This is a genomic window from Epilithonimonas sp. UC225_85 (genome assembly GCF_042695135.1).
GTDB lineage: Bacteria > Bacteroidota > Bacteroidia > Flavobacteriales > Weeksellaceae > Epilithonimonas.
Window position 1 is genome coordinate 3031724 of the sequence record NZ_CP170547.1, and the last position, 18837, is coordinate 3050560.

Below are 18837 nucleotides of genomic sequence, written 5' to 3' on the forward strand. Positions count from 1 at the left end.
AAAAATAATGAACTTACCAAAAGTAGTAGCAGAATTAGTAAAAACACAAAACAATTTTGATAGCCCGGCTTACGCCAGATGTTTTACAGAAACAGCCGTAGTTTTTGACGAGGGCAAAACGCACAACGGAAGAAAAGAAATAGAACATTGGATTGCAGATGCCAATGAGCGTTATAAATCCACTATGGAGCCTATCAGTTATGAAGAAAATGGGGAGGAAAGCGTTTTAAAAGCAGAAGTTTCGGGAACTTTCCCGGGAAGCCCACTAGTTTTATATTTTCATTTGAAATTAAAAAATGATCTGATAGAATCTCTCAGGACTACTTCATAAGAATTCAGTTTGAAGCGCAGAAAAACCGCCCTGTAAAAGAGCGGTTTTTTTATTGAAATTCAAAAAACATTATTAAAATCATCGAAAAATCTTCTGAGCAAATTCATAAAGACAACGTCTCCAGGTGAGCCACTCGTGGTACGTTCCGGCAGATTTGTATTGGACATACGGATATTTATTTTGATCAAGATAAGAGGTTACAATATGATTGTAGTCAAAGAAACGCTTATCTTCTTTTTCACCGATTCCGATAAAGAAAAATGGTTTGTGTTTTGACCTCAACAGATTATCAACAGGCAATTCTTTGAAAGGCTGAAGTGCCGTTCCCTCATAGATCACCGGACTAAAAGAACCGATTGCAGAGAATAATCCGGGGTGATTTGCCCCGATAAACATAGCCTGATAACTTCCCCGCGACAGTCCGGCAATCGCTTTTTTGCCGTCGGTTTTATATTTTTTTTCGATGTAAGGAATCAATTCCTGAACTACGATCTGGTCTAGATTTTTGGTAGAAAGAACCGTTCTTGGATAATCGTCTGGCAACTTTTCCTGTTCAGGATCAAGTGCAACGCCGTAATCCATCACCACAATCATTTCTTTAGCTTTTTTATCTTCAAAAAGATTATCCAGAATATTTCTGATATAACCTTGTTTTCCCCAGCCGGTGACATCTTCGCCGGTTCCGTGATAAAGATATAAAACCGGGAATTTTTCAGTTCCGTAACCTGGCGGCAGATAAACTTTGAAGTTCCGTTTTCCTTTGGTTATTTCTGAATCTAAACTGTCATCAACTATTTTTCCGTGTTTTACATTTTTTTCAAAGAAGAAATCTTCACCGGAAGGGATCTCTATTCCGCTTGTGGGCTGGCTGTAACCGAAGTAAAGTTCTGTGTTTGGATCATTCGTCCTTTTTCCATCTACATCGAACCAATAATAATGAAATCCGATTTCCAATGGTGAAGTCGAGAGATTCCAAAAGCCGTCTTTATCTTTTATCAAAGTTGAATTTACATTTCTCATCCCGTCACCGCCTTCTAGAATTACAGATTTTGCTTCAGGGAAATAGACTTTGAACTGCGCTCTTCTTTCAATATCGACTTTCGGAAATTCTTTCCCTGTTTTTGAAGTCGAAGATGTTTTATAATTTTGAGAATATAACATAGATGAGCTTAGAGAAAGAATGGTTGCTATTATTTTAAAGGGTTGCATTGATTTGAATTTAAAACTTGAAATATTGCGTAATTTAAGGATTTATTCATTTCAACTACTACGAGAAATATTTATGTTATATTTGTAATGATGAATGAAAATAATCTTTACATCATTGCAGGTTGTAACGGAGCAGGTAAAACAACAGCTTCCTTTACTATTTTACCGGAAATTCTGGATTGTAAAGAGTTTGTGAATGCTGATGAAATCGCAAAAGGCTTATCCCCTTTTCAGCCGGAAAAAGTTGCATTCGAAGCAGGTAGAATAATGCTGAATAGAATTGATGATCTTTTTGAGAACAAAGAGAACTTTGCATTTGAAACAACATTAGCAACAAAGACCTATAAACAAAAAATCCTGAAAGCTAAAGAAAATGGTTATTTCACTACTCTTCTTTTCTTCTGGCTAAAAAATCCCAATTTAGCTAAACAAAGGGTTGAAATAAGAGTAAAGGAAGGCGGACACAATATCCCTGAAGAGGTAATCGAAAGAAGATACACGAATGGAATTTTTAATCTTTTTGAATCTATCTTCCCATTGCAGATCAAGTTTTGATTTTTGATAATTCGGAAGGAAAACATGAATTAATTGCCGAAAAAAATTTTGATGAAGACATCAGTATTTTGAATCAAGAAAAATTTAATGACTTAAAACATTATTATGACAAAAGAAAATAAGATAGAAAGAAGAAATAACATCATAAAAGGTCTTGAAAAAGCATATCAAAAAATGATTGAATCTAAGCGTAAAAATAATGGCGAAATTGTTATTATTCAAAATAATAAAATTGTAAAGATTAAACCTTAGACTTTTATATTCATTTTATTCAAAACAAAAACCGCCCTTAAACAGAGCGGTTTTTTCAATTTTATATGATTAAGTCTAATACTTTCCTTCGTCCTGAACTTCCTTGTTCTGATATTCCTGAACCAGTTCAATAGCATTATTGATAACGTCGCTAAGCGCAGTAATAAAAGTCCCTTCTTCTGCAAGACTCATAGCGTGTTTCAAGGCGTCGATCTCTTTCGGAATACACTCATAACTGATATTTCTGTTGGCTTCCTGGATTCCTTCGATGATCAGACCATTAATTTCCTCTTCCGGTCTTCCTCTCAGGTGTTTTTCGTTTCTGATGATGATGTGATCGAACATTCTTCCGGCAATTTTTCCTATTTCACGGATATCGCCGTCTCTTCTGTCGCCAACTCCGGAGATGATTCCGATTTTTTTATTAGCCTCAACACTTTTCAGGAAATCTTCAATCGCTTCATAACCAGCAGGATTATGTGCAAAATCGATCATCACCTTGAAGTTTTTGAAATTGAAGATATTCAGTCTTCCCGGAGTCAATTGTGCACTTGGGATAAAGGTTGTTAGCGCCAAAGCGATATTCGGGATTTCGAAACCGTAAACGTAAGCCGCCAATGACGCTGCCAAAACGTTGGCAATCATAAACTTCGCCTTTCCTTCCATCGTGATCGGGATATTTTTCACTCTTTCGATTCTGATCTTCCACTCGCCTTTTTTGATCGTTACAAAACCTTCTTCATAAACGCAGGTAATTCTGCCTTCTTTTGCAAATCTTTTGATGTGCGGATTATTTTCATCCAGACTGAAGAGCGCTACTTTTGAACGCAGATCGTCTGCTATTCTCATAGAATATTCATCATCTGCATTCAAAACGCACCAGCCGTCTTTTTTCACGCTGTCCAGAACCACACGTTTTACTTTCGTAAGATCTTTCAGGTTATGGATGTCACTGATGCCCAAATGGTCTTCTTTAATATTCGTCAAAACCCCGATATCACAAGTTCCGAAACCTAAACCTGATCTTAAAATCCCACCTCTTGCCGTTTCCAGAACAGCAAATTCTACCGTCGGATCCTTTAAAATAAATTCAGCAGACTGTGGACCTGTAGTATCGCCTTTTTGAAGCAAGGTATTTTGAATATAAATTCCGTCAGAAGTTGTGAAACCTACTCTTTTACCATTGTTTTTAACGATGTGAGCGAGGATTCTTGTCGTGGTTGTTTTTCCGTTGGTTCCGGTTAAAGCAATAATCGGAATCCTGAATTCTTTTCCGGCAGGATAAAGCATATCAACAACCGGCGCAGCAACGTTTCTAGGCAAACCTTCACTTGGAGCAAGGTGCATTCTGAAACCTGGTGCAGCATTTACTTCCAGAATTGCGCCACCACTTTCTTTCAGAGGCTGAGTCAGGTTTTCCGCCATAATATCAATACCGCAGACATCCAGTCCGATGATCCTGGAAACACGTTCCGCCATCTGAACATTCTCCGGGTGGATCATATCCGTAACATCGATTGATGTTCCTCCAGTTGACAGATTGGCTGTAGATTTTAGATAAACCAGCTCACCTTTTTGAGGAACATTTTCAAGTGTATAGTTCAGTTTATCAAGAAGTTCGTTGGTGTCTTTATCAACATCGATTTCGGTAAGGACATTTTCGTGTCCGTAACCTCTTCTCGGATCCAGATTTTCTTTATCGATGAGTTCCTGTATATTCAGTTCGCCATCACCAACAACGTGGGCCGGAACCCTTCTTGCGGCAGCCACCATTTTATGATTAATGACCAAAACCCGGAAGTCAAAACCGGTAATATATTTTTCTACAATTACTTTTCTGGAATATTTCTGTGCGTGTTCCAAACCAACTACCGCTGTTTCGTAATCATTGACATTAATAGAAGCACCTTTCCCGTGATTACCGTCCAATGGCTTGATCACGATTGGATAACCTATTTTTCTGATTGCATAATCCAGACCCTCTTCGTCCACAACCAGACTTCCGGAAGGAACCGGAATCGCTGCGTCTTCCAACATTTTTTTCGTCAGTTCTTTGTTGCAGGCAATATCCACAGCAATGCTACTGGTATTTCCTGTAATGGTTGCCTGAAATCTCTGTTGATTGATCCCATAACCCAGCTGAACCAAAGAGTTTTTGCCCAACCTGATCCACGGGATTTTTCTGGACGCCGCTTCTTCCACGATGCTTCCTGTAGAGGGTCCCAGTCTCTCGCTTTCACGAAGTTCCTTGAGACTATGAATACATTTTTCAATATCATATTCTGTGGCAGACATCAGGGCTTCTGCAATTTTTACAGCTTCTTCTGCTGCAAAAATCCCAGCCTGCTCTTCTCTGTAATTAAAAACAACGTTGTAAACGCCAGGCGTTTTAGTTTCGCGCGTTCTTCCGAAACCAACGTCCATCCCTGCAAGAGTCTGGATCTCCAAAGCAATATGCTCGATGACGTGTCCCATCCACGTTCCCATCTCCACACGTTTGAAAAATCCGCCTTCGCAGCCTTCAGAACATCTGTGTGAAATTAATGATGGTAATAATTGTTCGATTCTCTCGCGGAAACCGTCTATTTTATTGGTAGGGAAATGTTCTGTTTCTTCCAGATCCAGACGCATTTGTATCAGTTTTTTTCTGGTAATGCTCCATATATTCGGACCTCTTAGAACCTGTATTTTTTCGATTTTCATATTTAAAAGTAGTTGTTAGATATTAGATTTCAGATTAGACTTTAAATCAATGTATTAAAATTTGTGATTAAGTTCTCTCAAACTATCAAAAAACGCTAACCAAAGTCGTTCCTAAATTCTAGTTTTATCAAAGATAATAGAAAAGCTTTTAAATCACGAAAATTTGGAAATAAATATTTTGTTATAAAACATAATCTTTATCAAATTTTCATAATAATTAACAAATTGTTAATTTAAAATCACTTTTTACTGTAAATAAGTTATTAGTTATTAAAACTTTAAATACAATGGACTGATTTTTACCTCGAAAATATGAGGCTTATTCTATTATGATTTATTATTTTTGTTAACTATGAAATCAAAAGGAAAACTTGTCATCATTGGAGGCGCTGTAAACAAAGGTAGTTTTACGGAAACCCATTTTGATCAGAACGTCGAAAAAAACCTCAACTTTTTTGAACGAGGTATCCTCAGAAAGATCATCAACGAATCTAAATTAAAAGAAGACTCTGTTATAGAAATCATCACAACAGCTTCTCAAATCCCTGATATTGTTGGCCCTGAATATAAAAAGGCTTTCGAATTTTTGGGTACAAAAACTTGTAATATTCTGGATATTCAAAACCGTGAACAGGCTAATAGTGACGCCATCGTTGCAAGAGCCAATGCTGCTGATGTCGTGATGTTCACAGGCGGTGACCAACTCCGACTGACTTCCATCCTTGGCGGAACAAGATTTCATGATGCCATCCTTACAAAATATCAGACCGAAGATTTTATTTATGCAGGAACATCTGCCGGAGCTGCTGCAGCTTCTGAAAATATGATCTACCAAGGTTCCAGCTCTGAAGCATTATTGAAAGGCGAAATTAAAACGACACAAGGTCTGGGTTTTATAGAAAACGTCATTATTGACACACATTTTGTTCAGAGAGGAAGGATTGGAAGATTGTTTCAGGCCGTTGTGAACAATCCGAGAACTTTAGGAATTGGTCTTGGTGAAGACACGGGATTATTTATCCAGGATGATGAAATGACAGCGATTGGCTCCGGTTTGGTTATCATTGTTGACGGACTTCAGATTAAAGATACCAATCTTACAAACGTAGATCTTGGCCAGCCTATTTCTATTAAAAATCTAATTGTAGATGTCCTTTCTATGAATGATACTTTCGATATGAAATCCAGAGAAATGACTATTGTTAATTCTCAGTATAACCCAATTCCACAGGTCATTCCGAACAGCTAATAATTAGAAGTTAGATATTAGACTTTAGATATTAGAGAATAGCACTTCGACTCCGCTTAATGTAACAACTCTAATGGTAATGTTTTATATCTTTCAATACCCTGAGATTTCCCGAACAATTCAACACTGTCAGTCTGAGGTTCTCGAAGACTTCAAGATTGTCAGTCTGAGGCTCTCGAAGACCAATAAAAACTAAAATTCCATATAAAATGAAAATAATAATCCACGGCGGTTTTTTCTCCGAAAGCAATCAAAGCCACGAAGTGAAAGTTGCCAAACAAAATTCCCTGAAAGTTATTGCGAAAAAATCTTACGAGTTTCTTCAAAATAATTCGGCTTTTGATACGGTTGCTTATGCGGTTTCGCTTTTGGAAGATGATGAGTTGTACAATGCCGGCATTGGTTCTCAAATCCAAAGTGATGGCGTTATCCGAATGAGCGCAGCCATTATGAATGGTGAAACGCAGAAAATGAGTGGTGTGATTAATATTCAGGATGTGAAAAATCCTATTCTTGTTGCCAAAGAATTGATGAAAGAAGATGACCGCGTTCTTGGTGGAAACGGCGCAAAAGAATACGCCACTAGAAATGGTTTCGACAATTTCTCAACCGAAATTCCTCAACGAAGAAAAGAATATGAAGAAAAACTGAAAACCGGCGGAAAAGGGACTGTAGGTGCCGTTGCGATCGATAAAAATGGAAAACTGGCCGTTGCCACTTCCACAGGCGGAAAAGGTTTTGAAATCCCGGGAAGAATCTCGGATTCTGCAACAGTAGCCGGAAATTATGCAAACAAATTCTGTGCAGTAAGCTGTACCGGCGTTGGTGAAGATATTGTAAGCAATGCAACCTCAGCAAAGATTGTGACCAGAGTAACTGACGGATTGACCATAGAAAATGCCTTCGACAGAACCTTTGAAGAACTGAAAGAAATTGACGGTTTTGCGGGCGCTATCGGGATTGATTGTGAAGGTAATATTTTCCATCAGGATTCTTACCCGACGATGGTTTTTGCGAGTTTTGATGGGGTGGATTTTGAGGTTTTTGAGTGATTTAAATAATAACATTATTTTGAAAAATATATTTTTGATAATCTTTCTAATATTTTCAGTTTTATTCTCGGCACAAAATGAAACCGCCGACAGAACTGATAAAATTGCAGATGAGATGTGCTCCAATCTGAAACAATCAGAAAATCTAAGTGACTCTACGAGAATTCAAATACTAAATGATAAATATATCCTTCCTTATTTAAGTGAATTTCCGGAGAAAAAACGTAAAAGCATAGCTGACAATCTATATATGAGATTTCAGAAACGTTGCGAATACTTCCGGGAATACTTATTAAAATCAGATCACAAACAAAGTGATAATTGGATAAAACTCGATCAAAGGCCCAAAATAACAATTACAGAGAAAGAGATCGATCAATTAAAAAACAGTAAAGAGTTGTATTATTTTGAATATTCCGGGGACAAAACGTCTGTAAAAACCGACAGTAAATACTGGATAGAAACTTTTGCTGACAAAACAAATTCAAAACTATTTTACAATTGGACAGGTAAAAATAAATTTGAATTAGAGTTCATTGAGAGTAATAACAATATGAGAAAAAATTTCAGCAGAAAAGGCGATAAATATATTTATGAAGTGATCAGCAAAGAAAGTGACTTCTACTGGATTCTTGTAACAATTCCTGATCAATCTCAATTGTTAAAATTCAAACTTTTTGAAGAAAATAGGTATTAGTTCCAATTTATCTAAAAACCAAAAAAAATCATTACAACACCACGTTGATTCATTCTGTTTGGGCAGTGATCCATTACAAAGCCTTATTGATTTACTGCGATAAGCCAATGAGTCATTACGTTGGTCCGTTGACTCACTTCGATAAAGCATTGTATCATTACGAAGCCTCAGTGATCCATTACGTTGAGCCGTTGATTCATTACGTTGAGGCAAATTCACTATAAATCAATACTATATAAAGGTATCATTTTAAAAATTTAGTAATAGTTAGGCTAAAGCCAATTGTAAAACGAATTAAAAAACGGGCTAAAGCCCGCTGATATTGATATAAAAACAAACCGCCTCGTTTCACAACAAGGCGGTTTTTTATATTTTATAATTAACAATTCATAATTATTAATCCAGCCAGCCCATTTCCTTCATCCAGTCGTCGTTATAGATTTTCGCTACATAACGGCTTCCGTGATCGTGAAGGAGAACTACGATGATATCATCTTTCGTGAACTGATCTTTCATCTGGACCAAAGCTGACATTGCACTTCCTGCCGAATAACCGCAGAAAATCCCCTCTTCTTTCGCCAGTCTTCTCGCATAGATCGCCCCGTCTTTGTCCGTTACTTTCTCGAAATGATCGATGACGCTCATATCATAATTTTCGGGAAGAATATCTTCGCCGATTCCCTCTGTGACATAAGTATAGGCGTGATTCAAATGAATTTCTCCGGTTTCGTGGATCTCTTTCAGGATTGAACCATAAGTATCCACACCTATGATTTTAATATCCGGATTTTTCTCCTTGAAGAATGTTCCGCAACCGGTTACTGTCCCACCTGTTCCTGCACCAGCAACGAAATGTGTCAGTTGTCCATCTGTCTGTTCCCAGATTTCGGGAGCTGTACTTTCATAATGCGCCTGTCTGTTGGAAAGGTTGTCATATTGATTGACGTACCAGCCATTTTCCGTCTCAGCAGCCAGTCTTTTGGAAACCGAATAATACGAACGGGGATCAGTAGGTTTCACATCGGTTGGGCAAACAATTACTTCTGCACCAACAGCTCTCAGAATATCACATTTTTCTTTAGATTGCTTGGAATTGGTTACGAAAATACATTTGTAACCTCTCTGGATTGCGACTAATGCCAAACCCATTCCTGTGTTTCCGGAAGTTCCTTCGATGATGGTTCCGCCAGGTTTCAGGCGTCCGTCTTTCTCTGCATCGTCGATCATTTTCAGGGCCATTCTGTCTTTTACGGAATTTCCGGGATTGGTTGTTTCTACTTTTGCCAAAACCAAAGCCGGGAAATCTTCTCCCAAAACCCTGTTTATTTTGACTAATGGTGTATTGCCAATTGTTTCTACGATGTTATTATAATATTTCATATTTCTATTTTTTAAATTAATACAAAAGGAATTTATCCTCTTGCTCTTTCCAGAAGAACCATCATCAGCAAGCTTAGAACAACCAAAGATTCGTCTTCATCATCGATGTCAATCAATCTGTCGAGCTGGAATCTTCTTCCAATCAATGAAGGCATTTTTTTCAGTCGGAAGTATTCTTTTCCCGCTTTGTCACTGACAGTGTAAGTCGGGTTTAGAAAATATCCTGTGAACATTCCTACGACGGGAATTTCTCCAACAATCCCATCCAGAACTTTTATCCAGGCATTATCTTCGTTGATCTGGTATCTGGTCTGATCATTTTCATCAATAATATCATATTGAGATTTCCAGATAGAGCGCATTCCTCTTCTGGCAAGTCTTCCAAAATTCTTACCATTTACAAGATCTGTAATTGAAAAAGACGCATTGAAATCAATCCACTGGTTTGCTTTTATTCTGAAAAGTTCCTGAGATTTCGATTCATTATTATAAACGATAACATCGTCTTTCAGCTTGAATATTTTTTCACGAACATAAGCAACATAATTTCCATTTTTGTCGGTAATGTTAAAATCACTGGAAATAGTTGTTATTTTAAATTTAAAATCAAGCGGATAATTGAGGTTTTTAAGTATCATTTTTGTTTTTTTAAGGTTATTAATTAACTGTATTTTATTGCTCTTACTGGTGAGATCTTACTAATTAAATAACTTGGAAGAATCATCGCGATTCCCGAAACAATAAAGATGCCGACAGAAACTGCGATAATGTAAACAGGATTGAGATCTACCGGAACCGTGCTGATAAAGTAATTTTCGGGATCCAGCTTTATAAATCCTGTATATTTCTGAATCAATAATAATCCTATTCCGATCACGTTTCCTGCCAATAAGCCCGGAATCATAATCAGTAATGTATAATTGATAAAAATGGATCTTATCTGAGCATTCGAAGCACCCATTGTTTTCAAAACACCGATGGAATTGGTTCTTTCGATGATTAATATTAATAATACCATCACGATATTGATGACAACAACCAACAGCATAATCGTGATAATCAAAGAAATATTCTGATTAAAAATATTGATCCAATCCAGGATCTGCGGATATTTCTCCGTTACTTTTTCAGCGTAATTTTTATAGCCGATATATTTTTCGATTTCGGGAAAAACCTGATCTATTTTATCTGTATCGTCTAAGAAAACATCCAAGCCGCCGACTTGCTTCTCATCCATATTCATCACTTTTCGGACGTGGTTGATGTCGCCAATGATGTACAAATCGTCAACCAATTTGATATCGGTTTTATAAATTCCTTTAACAACAAATTTTCTGTAAATCGGTTTCTGGTCTTCTTTTGAGAAAATAGTAACAATACTGTCATTCGTTTTCAAAGAAAGATCGTGCGCAATTTTTTCGGACAAAATAATCTCATTATTATAGCCATCTTCCTTGAAATCCGGGATAGAACCGGCAATCATAAACGGCTGGAATCTGGCTTTGTCAAAGTCTTTTCCAACACCTTTCAGAATGATTCCTGCAAAATTGGTTTCGGTTCTTAAAATTCCGCTGACTGATGCGTAAGACTGCAAACCCGCGACACCGGGAATCTTCTTCACAGCATTGATATCCAAACCTTTTGTTTCCAAAACCGAAGAATTGTAAGAAGAGTTGGAACGTGTGGATTTGACAGAAATATCTCCGCTGAAATTGGAAATTCTGTCTTCAATTGCCCTTTTAGAACCAAGACCTGTAGAGATTGTAATCAAAGAAACAATAATGCCTAATGCCACAGAAAGCCTGCCGATATAGACAATGACCTTTGAGAGATTATTTTTGTTATCTTTGGAAAACGCTATCTTTTTCGAGAAATATAACGGAAAATTCAAATCAATGATTTTAAGCCTCAAAAATAAAACTTTAGTTTTTATCCTGCTAATTTATTTTAGTTCAATCACTTTTATTAAATCCCAGAATGCTGAAAAAGACTGCTTTGCAACAGCTGCCGACAGACCGGAGCTTTATCTTCCGCTTTTGAAGAATAAAAATGTGATTGTTGCTGCCAACCAAACCAGTCTTCTCAAAGATAAAAAACATCTCGTCGATTTTCTGGTTGAGAATAACATTAAAATAAAATCCATCTTTGCTCCAGAACACGGTTTCCGGGGAACCGCCGACGCTGGTGAACACGTAAAAAGTGGTATTGACACAAAAACCGGATTGCCAATCGTTTCACTTTACGGCGATAATAAAAAACCGAAAGCAGAATATCTGAAAGGCGCCGATGTGATTTTGTTTGATATCCAAGATGTTGGCGTTAGGTTTTATACTTACATTTCGACCTTATCTTATATAATGGAAGCGGCGGCTGAAAATAATATTGAAGTGATAGTTCTAGACAGACCAAATCCTCATGATGGTTACACAGACGGACCAATGATGCGCGACAAATGGAAAAGCTTTGTTGGATTGCACAATGTTCCGGTCGTTTATGGACTCACAATTGGTGAATACGGAAAAATGGTAAACGGCGAAAAATGGTTGAAAAATGGGATTCAGGCAAAATATACATTGATTCCGATGCTCAATTATCATAAGCAAAAACGATATGGTGTTTCTGACAAACCTTCACCGAATCTTCCAAATGACAAATCGATTAATCTCTACCCTAGCCTTTGCTTTTTTGAAGGAACTCAGGTGTCAGTAGGAAGAGGAACGGAGTTGCCATTTCAGATCTATGGAAGTCCTTGGACGAAAAGTTACACTTATCAATTCACGCCAAAACCGACAGCCGGAGCAAAAGATCCTTTCCTGAATGGTAAATTATGTTTTGGTGAAAATCTCAGCAATTATTCCAAAGATTTAAGACAAATCAATCTTGAATGGCTTTTGAAATCTTATAAAGACTATAAAAATCCGGAGCAGGATTTCTTTCTAAAGAATCTTTTTTTTGATACACTTGCCGGAAGTGACGAGTTAAGAAAACAAATAATTGCCGGAAAATCTGAGAAGGAAATCAAAGAAAGCTGGAAAAAAGATCTTGAAAACTTTGAAAAAACCAGTCAGAAATATGTTGTCTATCCAAACTAAAAAACCTCGCAGATTGCGAGGTTTTTATGTTAATAAGTGTGATTATTAAAATTTATATCCTAAACCTATTTGGAAGAAACTCATTTTTAAAGTTTCATTATCAACTTGGTTTTTGATCATATTTGAAACACCAAAATTGTATCTCGTATCAAAAAACAATCCATTATTTAGATTATATTCTGCGCTTACAAAAGGAGAAAAATTGAAAGTATTTACTTCTTTTTTAATATCCTCTTCTTCAGAATAACTCTCTATGTCACCATCAACAACAGCTGTTTCAGAATATTTATTTTTTGCGGATAAAATAAATCCAAGATTAAAACCTGCACCAACAGCTAATCCATTTGTAACATAATACTTGGCACTAATAGGGACTAAAAGTGTTCCGATTTTGTAATCTGATTCATATTTATATGAATAATCATAACCCATCAAACTTCCGTTTTCTTCTTCAGTTTCTTTTCCTCCAAGAGGTGAATACAATAACTCTCCCTGCAAAGCAAATTTATCCGTGATTTTATATTCTGCTAAACCGCCAACATAAAATGATGTTTTAGAATCGCTCGATACAGATACATTATCTGCCTCTGCTTTCAATGAAGATAAAGCAAGACCAGCTTTTACTCCGAATTTGACTTGAGCATTCATAGCTCCGCAAAGTGCGATTGCACCCACTAATAATAGTTTTTTCATAGTTGATTAATTTTAGTTTGCAATTTTAAGAAAATTTTAACTAAAATCAAAACAAATTATGGTAAAACATAAATTAATTTTCTTCAGCCAACCATTCCCCGTAAGAATTTTCGGTTTCATGAAGCTTGAGATAAGCTAATTGAACTTCAGCCGGCAATTTTGATTTTATCTTGGAAGCTATATCGTAAAGCATATTTTCACAAGTTGGCTGATAGTCACAAAAAATTACTTTATGACCTTGGTTTTGAAGGCTCTCGCCCAAACTTTTATGAGGAGAAGTGCCATTTACCAAAACCGCATGATCCCAAAGATCGATAATTTTTTCTTTTACGATTTTCTTGATATCACCAAAATCTACGACCATTCCGTTTTTTGGATTATCCAGATTATTGATTGGGTTTCCTTTGACCGTTACAAATAATTTATAAGAATGGCCGTGCATATTCTTGCATTTTCCATCATAATTATAAAGCACATGAGCAGTCTCGAAAGTGAAAATCTTGGTTATCCTTATCATTTTGCAAAGATAATTAAAAATCATTTTAATATTTTAGTGATAGTTTTTTTACAAAAGCTTACTTTTGCAATCAAACACATAAAAATGAAAAAAGCATTTGTTTTCTTTAGCCTAATTTCTTCCGTTTATTTTTATTCTCAGGACTTTTCCGGCATCAATCAAATCCTTGAAAAAATTGAGGAGAAGGGTAAAAAAATGAAAGATGCCACAGATTATGATCTTAAGGGTAAAAAATTCGTTATGGTGGAGGATTTTGAAGATCACGCCGAACGTCACGTCCTGGAATTCAATCCTGATGGGACTTTGACGCTGATAGAACTGATTGATGATAAGTCCAGTGGGCAGAGTTTTTCCAACATATTTACCGGAGATTACATCCGCAAGAAAAACGCAATCTCCGTAAGAGCTAATTTTCTGGAAGGGAAAAAAATAGCTTTGCCTTTGGTTTATAATCTTTACATTATGAATGCCAATAATATCTGGTATCTGAAAGATATTAACAATAGCAAACGTTGGATTGAGAATAATAATCTGCTTAAAAAGAAGAAATAAATTTTACTTTTTTTTAAAAAAATCGATACAAGCTTCTACTGCTTCATCTAATTCTTTTGGTAAGGAACCGTTTTCCCAAGGTTCTTTTGCACCGAAAGTATGATTTGCATTTTCTATGATCCTGAACTGAGAATTTTTTGTCCAAAGATTAAGATTTTCCGAATAGTCAATATTTACAGATTCATCGTTGGAACCGTGAATGAATAAAGTTGGAATTTTCAAATTTAAACAAGCTTTTTTCACATCAAATCTCCCTTTATTATTTTCAAAATCTGTAGAACTGGAAATAATGAGGCATTTTTTGTTTGGTTCTCGCATTTTCCACAAAATAAACACCATCTTTTTTCCAGTTTTCAAAAGATTTATCTTTAGGAAATCTGTCAAGAGTTGAAACACTTGCAAGGGTTATCAGCTTTTTAATATTTTTATTTTCCGAAGCTTTAATGATCGAAATTCCGCCGCCTCTGCTGTGACCCAATAAAATTATATTGTCAGGATCAACTTCTTTTTGACTTTTGAAATGATCGATTACAACTTCCAAACCATCCAATTCTTTGGAATAATTATTTTGCCCAAAAGCTTCCAGATCTTCAAAATTATTAGGATCTTCGACTGTTGTTCCGTTGTGAGAAAAGTTGAATTTGACAAAATAAAACCCGGCATTTGCAAACTTCTCTCCCATTAATTCCCAAGCGCCCCAATCTTTGTAACCTTTAGCCGTGAACAAATATTACAAGCGGAAGTCTTTCTTCAGATTCAAGAAAATAAGCATCTGCTAAGAATTCTCTTTCACTTTTTAAGACGATATTATTTTGTTTGATCAAATCCATTCTGATTCTTTTATTTGAACGCAAATTCCGCAAAGATTTTTTATAGTCTTATTGAAAATATTTTAAGTTTCGCAAAGACGCTTCGCTCAACAAAAAGTAAAGACAATTTGCTTGAAGATCTATTATCTTTTCTCTATTATCTCAAAGTCTAAAAACTATATCGTCATCGAGAAAATGCGTGTTTCCGGTTTGTTTCTCAACATTCTGAGATCAAAAACCATTGCTACATTTCTTGTGAAAGCACGTCCTTTTTCTGTAATTTTTATTTGATTTTCTGAAATTTCCACCAATCCATCGGATTCCATTTCTTTCAGCTTTTCAATTGAATTTTCGATCTCTGGAAAAGTATTTTGCAAATCCCAGCTGGTTTCCAGCTGACACATCAGATTCAGAATATGTTTTCTGATTTTCAGATCTTCTTCATCCAAAATATGACCTCGGAAAACAGGGATTTCTCCTGCTTCAACCAATTTTTGATATTCTTCAACAGTTTTCACATTTTGTGCAAATGCATACCACGAATCTGAGATCGCAGACATTCCCAAACCAACCATCAGCTGTGTTTTGCTGGAAGTGTAGCCCATAAAATTACGATGCAGTTTTTTCTGAATCTGAGATTGATAAAGATCGTCGTGTTCCAATGAAAAGTGATCCATTCCGATTTCTATATAACCAAGATCTTCCAATAATTTTTTACCGTCTTCGTAAAGTTTTCGTTTTTCATCGCCGCTTGGCAGATCATTTTCATCAAAACCACGCTGTCCGACACCTTTTACCCACGGAACGTGAGCGTAAGAATAGAATGCTAATCGATCTGGTTTCAATTCCAAAGTTTTTCTAATCGTGAATTCCATGGCTTCCCAGGATTGATGAGGTAAACCGAAAACAAGATCGTGGCTCACACCTTTGTACCCAATTTCTCTTGCCCATTCGGTAACATTTTTCACATTTTCGAAAGGTTGAATTCTGTTGATCGCTTTCTGAACTTTTGGGTCATAATCCTGAACACCAAAACTGACTCTGTTAAAACCTAAATCAAATAAAGTCTGAAGATGTTCCCGAGTTGTATTATTCGGATGGCCTTCAAAACTGAATTCCTGATCTTCGGCAATTTCTACCGTATCGAAAATACCTTGTAAAAGTTTTCTTAAGTTTTCCGGAGAAAAGAAAGTTGGTGTTCCTCCTCCAAGGTGAAGTTCTTTTAGAATTGGTTTTTGATCGAACAATTTCAGATATAATTTCCATTCTTTCAATACGCTTTCCAGATAAGGAATTTCTACAGAATGTTGCTTCGTGATCCGTTTGTGACAGGCGCAAAATGTACAAAGTGCTTCGCAAAAAGGCAAGTGAATATAAATGGAAATTCCTTCTTCAGAATTGCTTTCTGAGAAAGATTTTATAACCGATTTTTTCCAAAGATCTGCAGTAAAACCGGCTTCATTCCAATAAGGAACGGTTGGATAGGACGTGTAACGCGGACCCGGAATATTGTATTTGTCAACTAAAGAATTCATTGTTGCAAAGTTACAAAAATTGAGTTTGGAATGAATTTGAATAACGGATGATTTTAATTGGTAGTTTCTATATTAATATTTGATTAGGATTGGAAATGTGTCGCTCCTACGGAGCTATAAAATTGTGTGGATTTATTTCCTACAAACATTTCGCTCCTACGAAGCTTTCCAATGATTGTGGAAATTTGATAAAATAATTTTTCGTTGTAAATCTTAAAGCCGTTCCTAAGGAGCTCTAACAATTGTGATAATTTCTTTCCTACAAACATTTCGCTCCTACGAAGCTTTCCAATGATTGTGGAAATTTGATAAAATAATTTTTCGTTGTAAATCTTAAAGCCGTTCCTAAGGAGCTCTAACAATTGTGATAATTTCTTTCCTACAAACATTTCGCTCCTACGAAGCTTTCCAATGATTGTGGAAATTTGATAAAATAATTTTTCGTTGTAAATCTTAAAGCCGTTCCTAAGGAGCTCTAACAATTGTGATAATTTCTTTCCTACAAACATTTCGCTCCTACGAAGCTTTCCAATGATTGTGGAAATTTGATAAAATAATTTTTCGTTGTAAATCTTAAAGCCGTTCCTACGGAGCTCTAACAATTGTGATAATTTCTTTCCTACAAACATTTCGCACCTACGGAGCTTTCCGATGATTGTGGAAATTTGATAACTAATTTTGTCTGTTATAATCCTTAAGTTGAGTTTCGACAAAATTCGATTGAAGACAAATCCCATAGCCCCGATAGGAACGGCATCCTTTTTTGGCATTGCGGGTCTGGAAATTTCTAGTGATGACTTTACGTCTTCGTAATGACAAAAAAGATATAGTGGATAGCGGGATTAAGCTCCTGAAAAATTTCGATAATATAGGAACTGCATAAAAAAACCTTTCAAAGTGTGAATTTGGAAAGGTCTATTTTTAATGTAACTTGAAAATTATTTCTTTACAATCTTAACCGACTGTCTTCCAAGATTGGATTGGATGGCTAAAATATACTCGCCAACCGGGAATTTAAAATCAAGGGAATAGTTCTTCAAGCCTTTGCTGCCGATGTCATCTTTAAGAATATTGCCGATAAATTTCCCGTTCAGGTCATACAATCCGATGATGATGTGATCGGAATGCAGATAATGAATATTGAGATTCAGCTTATCTTTTACAGGATTTGGAGCGATTTCGACTTTCAGATTTACAACCTTTTCATTTTCTGTTTCGCTGGTTGCCATTGCTGTGGTAGTCATTTTATAAATATGATTGCCAGATGCATAGGCAAGATTATCGTTCACAAAGAAGATGCGGTTGAGAGATCCGCCAAGGCTCATATTGTTCCAGGTATTTCCGCCATCAAATGTTTCGTAAAATTCTGTATTATGGCCACCCATCCAGCCGTGGGTTTCTGACACAAAGCCAACCGCCTGCACATAAGGATCCGGGAAATCCCTTGTCTGCCAGGTAATTCCGCCGTCAAAAGTTTTTAATAATTTTCCCTGCGTTTCGGATTCTATGGAACAGAACATTGTGTTGTGATCTGCAAAAAGCTGCATTTTCCAGACGTAATCGCCGGGTTCATTGGTTCTGTAGATCTGTGTCCAGGTTTCTCCGCCATTGGTAGTTTTCAGAATAACGCCACCCTGATCATCACTTCCTGAAACAAAACCAACATTCTCATCTATGAATAATACTTCTACAAGTGCTGTTGCATAAGCAGACATATTGATAAATTTCCAGGTGTTTCCGGAATCTGTAGATTTGATGACATAAGCTGGAGAAAACCAGGCACCACAGCCATAAATTGTAGATGTTCCAACCGTGTCTAGTCCGCAGATTGCTGGCAGAGAAGGAATTAAACTGACTTTTGTCCATGTTGTACCTCCATTTGTGGTTTTATAAAAATTATTATTGAGTGTTCCGAGGAAGCCAATATTCTCGTTCAGGAATTCTATATTTCTAAAATATTGTCCTGTGGCAGAACTTACGAATTGTTCTGTCCAGGTTGATCCGCCATTTGTTGTTTTGAAAACAGTTCCGTTTCCGCCTCGTGCAGCCCAGCCGAGATTTTCATTAAGGAAAAATACATCGTCGTATCTTCCGGTTGTTGAAGGTGGCGATGCCAATAATTTCCAGTTATAGGTTTGGGCAGAAGTCAAACCTACAATAAGTAAAAGGGATAGTAATAGTTTTTTCATGGTTTTAATTTTTCTTAAAAAT

The 18837-nt window shown here is 36.4% G+C and carries 20 protein-coding genes and 1 pseudogene; 9 read left to right on the plus strand and 12 right to left on the minus strand.

Annotation, left to right across the window (positions count from 1 at the left end):
* The first annotated feature begins 7 nt into the window (after window positions 1–7).
* Window positions 8–331: a nuclear transport factor 2 family protein gene (locus ACFJGY_RS13880; protein ID WP_379964911.1), complete on the plus strand. Its 324-nt coding sequence runs from the start codon at window positions 8–10 to the stop codon at window positions 329–331.
* A 78-nt stretch (window positions 332–409) separates the two neighbouring features.
* Here ACFJGY_RS13880 and ACFJGY_RS13885 read toward each other — a convergent pair whose 3' ends face one another.
* The gene (locus tag ACFJGY_RS13885) at window positions 410–1540 is read right to left on the minus strand and encodes an alpha/beta hydrolase-fold protein (RefSeq protein ID WP_379964913.1); all 1131 of its coding nucleotides are present in this window, start codon (window positions 1538–1540) and stop codon (window positions 410–412) included.
* 90 nt (window positions 1541–1630) lie between these two features.
* On the opposite strand from ACFJGY_RS13885, the pseudogene ACFJGY_RS13890 reads away from it, so the two are divergent.
* Window positions 1631–2217: pseudogene (locus ACFJGY_RS13890) on the plus strand (zeta toxin family protein).
* A complete protein-coding gene (locus ACFJGY_RS13895) occupies window positions 2201–2347 on the plus strand; it encodes a hypothetical protein (protein WP_379964915.1) in 147 nt (48 codons plus the stop codon). The pseudogene ACFJGY_RS13890 and the gene ACFJGY_RS13895 overlap by 17 nt, the downstream one beginning before the upstream one ends.
* A gap of 75 nt (window positions 2348–2422) precedes the next feature.
* Here ACFJGY_RS13895 and cphA read toward each other — a convergent pair whose 3' ends face one another.
* The gene (gene cphA, locus ACFJGY_RS13900; protein WP_379964917.1) at window positions 2423–5050 is read right to left on the minus strand and encodes a cyanophycin synthetase; all 2628 of its coding nucleotides are present in this window, start codon (window positions 5048–5050) and stop codon (window positions 2423–2425) included.
* A gap of 352 nt (window positions 5051–5402) precedes the next feature.
* Between cphA and ACFJGY_RS13905 the strand changes: the two genes are divergently transcribed.
* The 4 genes from ACFJGY_RS13905 (at window position 5403) to ACFJGY_RS13920 (ending at window position 8272) form a co-directional block, all read left to right on the plus strand.
* A complete protein-coding gene (locus ACFJGY_RS13905; RefSeq protein WP_379964919.1) occupies window positions 5403–6299 on the plus strand; it encodes a cyanophycinase in 897 nt (298 codons plus the stop codon).
* 209 nt (window positions 6300–6508) lie between these two features.
* Window positions 6509–7351: an isoaspartyl peptidase/L-asparaginase gene (locus ACFJGY_RS13910; protein WP_379964921.1), complete on the plus strand. Its 843-nt coding sequence runs from the start codon at window positions 6509–6511 to the stop codon at window positions 7349–7351.
* A 34-nt stretch (window positions 7352–7385) separates the two neighbouring features.
* Window positions 7386–8048 (plus strand): hypothetical protein, encoded by a 663-nt coding sequence (locus ACFJGY_RS13915; protein WP_379964923.1) that lies wholly within the window; start codon window positions 7386–7388, stop codon window positions 8046–8048.
* Window positions 8049–8092: 44 nt separating this feature from the next.
* A complete protein-coding gene (locus tag ACFJGY_RS13920; protein ID WP_379964925.1) occupies window positions 8093–8272 on the plus strand; it encodes a hypothetical protein in 180 nt (59 codons plus the stop codon).
* A 172-nt stretch (window positions 8273–8444) separates the two neighbouring features.
* Here ACFJGY_RS13920 and ACFJGY_RS13925 read toward each other — a convergent pair whose 3' ends face one another.
* From ACFJGY_RS13925 to ACFJGY_RS13935, 3 genes are read right to left on the minus strand one after another with little or no spacing between them, the layout of a single operon-like run.
* Window positions 8445–9428, minus strand: coding sequence for a PLP-dependent cysteine synthase family protein (locus ACFJGY_RS13925; protein WP_379964927.1), 984 nt, complete (start codon window positions 9426–9428; stop codon window positions 8445–8447).
* 32 nt (window positions 9429–9460) lie between these two features.
* Window positions 9461–10066, minus strand: coding sequence for a hypothetical protein (locus ACFJGY_RS13930; RefSeq protein ID WP_379964929.1), 606 nt, complete (start codon window positions 10064–10066; stop codon window positions 9461–9463).
* 23 nt (window positions 10067–10089) lie between these two features.
* Complete coding sequence (locus tag ACFJGY_RS13935; RefSeq protein WP_379964931.1) at window positions 10090–11319, minus strand: ABC transporter permease; 1230 nt, start codon at window positions 11317–11319, stop codon at window positions 10090–10092.
* Between the two features lie 4 nt (window positions 11320–11323).
* Between ACFJGY_RS13935 and ACFJGY_RS13940 the strand changes: the two genes are divergently transcribed.
* Window positions 11324–12520, plus strand: a complete 1197-nt coding sequence (locus ACFJGY_RS13940) for an exo-beta-N-acetylmuramidase NamZ domain-containing protein (RefSeq protein ID WP_379964933.1) — start codon at window positions 11324–11326, stop codon at window positions 12518–12520.
* 45 nt (window positions 12521–12565) lie between these two features.
* On the opposite strand, the gene ACFJGY_RS13945 is transcribed toward ACFJGY_RS13940, so the two are convergent.
* Together ACFJGY_RS13945 and ACFJGY_RS13950 are read right to left on the minus strand one after the other, a co-directional pair.
* Window positions 12566–13213: a porin family protein gene (locus ACFJGY_RS13945; protein WP_379964935.1), complete on the minus strand. Its 648-nt coding sequence runs from the start codon at window positions 13211–13213 to the stop codon at window positions 12566–12568.
* A gap of 73 nt (window positions 13214–13286) precedes the next feature.
* Complete coding sequence (locus tag ACFJGY_RS13950) at window positions 13287–13730, minus strand: 6-pyruvoyl tetrahydropterin synthase family protein (protein ID WP_379964937.1); 444 nt, start codon at window positions 13728–13730, stop codon at window positions 13287–13289.
* 84 nt (window positions 13731–13814) lie between these two features.
* On the opposite strand from ACFJGY_RS13950, the gene ACFJGY_RS13955 reads away from it, so the two are divergent.
* A complete protein-coding gene (locus tag ACFJGY_RS13955; protein WP_379964939.1) occupies window positions 13815–14282 on the plus strand; it encodes a hypothetical protein in 468 nt (155 codons plus the stop codon).
* A gap of 3 nt (window positions 14283–14285) precedes the next feature.
* Here ACFJGY_RS13955 and ACFJGY_RS13960 read toward each other — a convergent pair whose 3' ends face one another.
* From ACFJGY_RS13960 to ACFJGY_RS13980, 5 genes are all read right to left on the minus strand, one after another.
* Entirely contained in the window at window positions 14286–14600 is a 315-nt protein-coding gene (locus ACFJGY_RS13960; RefSeq protein WP_379964941.1) for an alpha/beta hydrolase family protein, read from the minus strand.
* The gene (locus tag ACFJGY_RS13965; RefSeq protein ID WP_379964943.1) at window positions 14548–15009 is read right to left on the minus strand and encodes an alpha/beta hydrolase family protein; all 462 of its coding nucleotides are present in this window, start codon (window positions 15007–15009) and stop codon (window positions 14548–14550) included. The genes ACFJGY_RS13960 and ACFJGY_RS13965 overlap by 53 nt, the downstream gene beginning before the upstream one ends.
* Before the next feature lie 258 nt (window positions 15010–15267).
* Window positions 15268–16626, minus strand: a complete 1359-nt coding sequence (hemN, locus tag ACFJGY_RS13970) for an oxygen-independent coproporphyrinogen III oxidase (RefSeq protein WP_379964945.1) — start codon at window positions 16624–16626, stop codon at window positions 15268–15270.
* Window positions 16627–16709: 83 nt separating this feature from the next.
* Window positions 16710–17396 carry a hypothetical protein gene (locus ACFJGY_RS13975; protein ID WP_379964947.1) on the minus strand — a complete coding sequence of 229 codons (687 nt, stop codon included), beginning with the start codon at window positions 17394–17396 and terminating at the stop codon, window positions 16710–16712.
* A gap of 168 nt (window positions 17397–17564) precedes the next feature.
* Window positions 17565–18815, minus strand: a complete 1251-nt coding sequence (locus ACFJGY_RS13980; protein WP_379964949.1) for a YCF48-related protein — start codon at window positions 18813–18815, stop codon at window positions 17565–17567.
* Window positions 18816–18837: the final 22 nt, after the last annotated feature.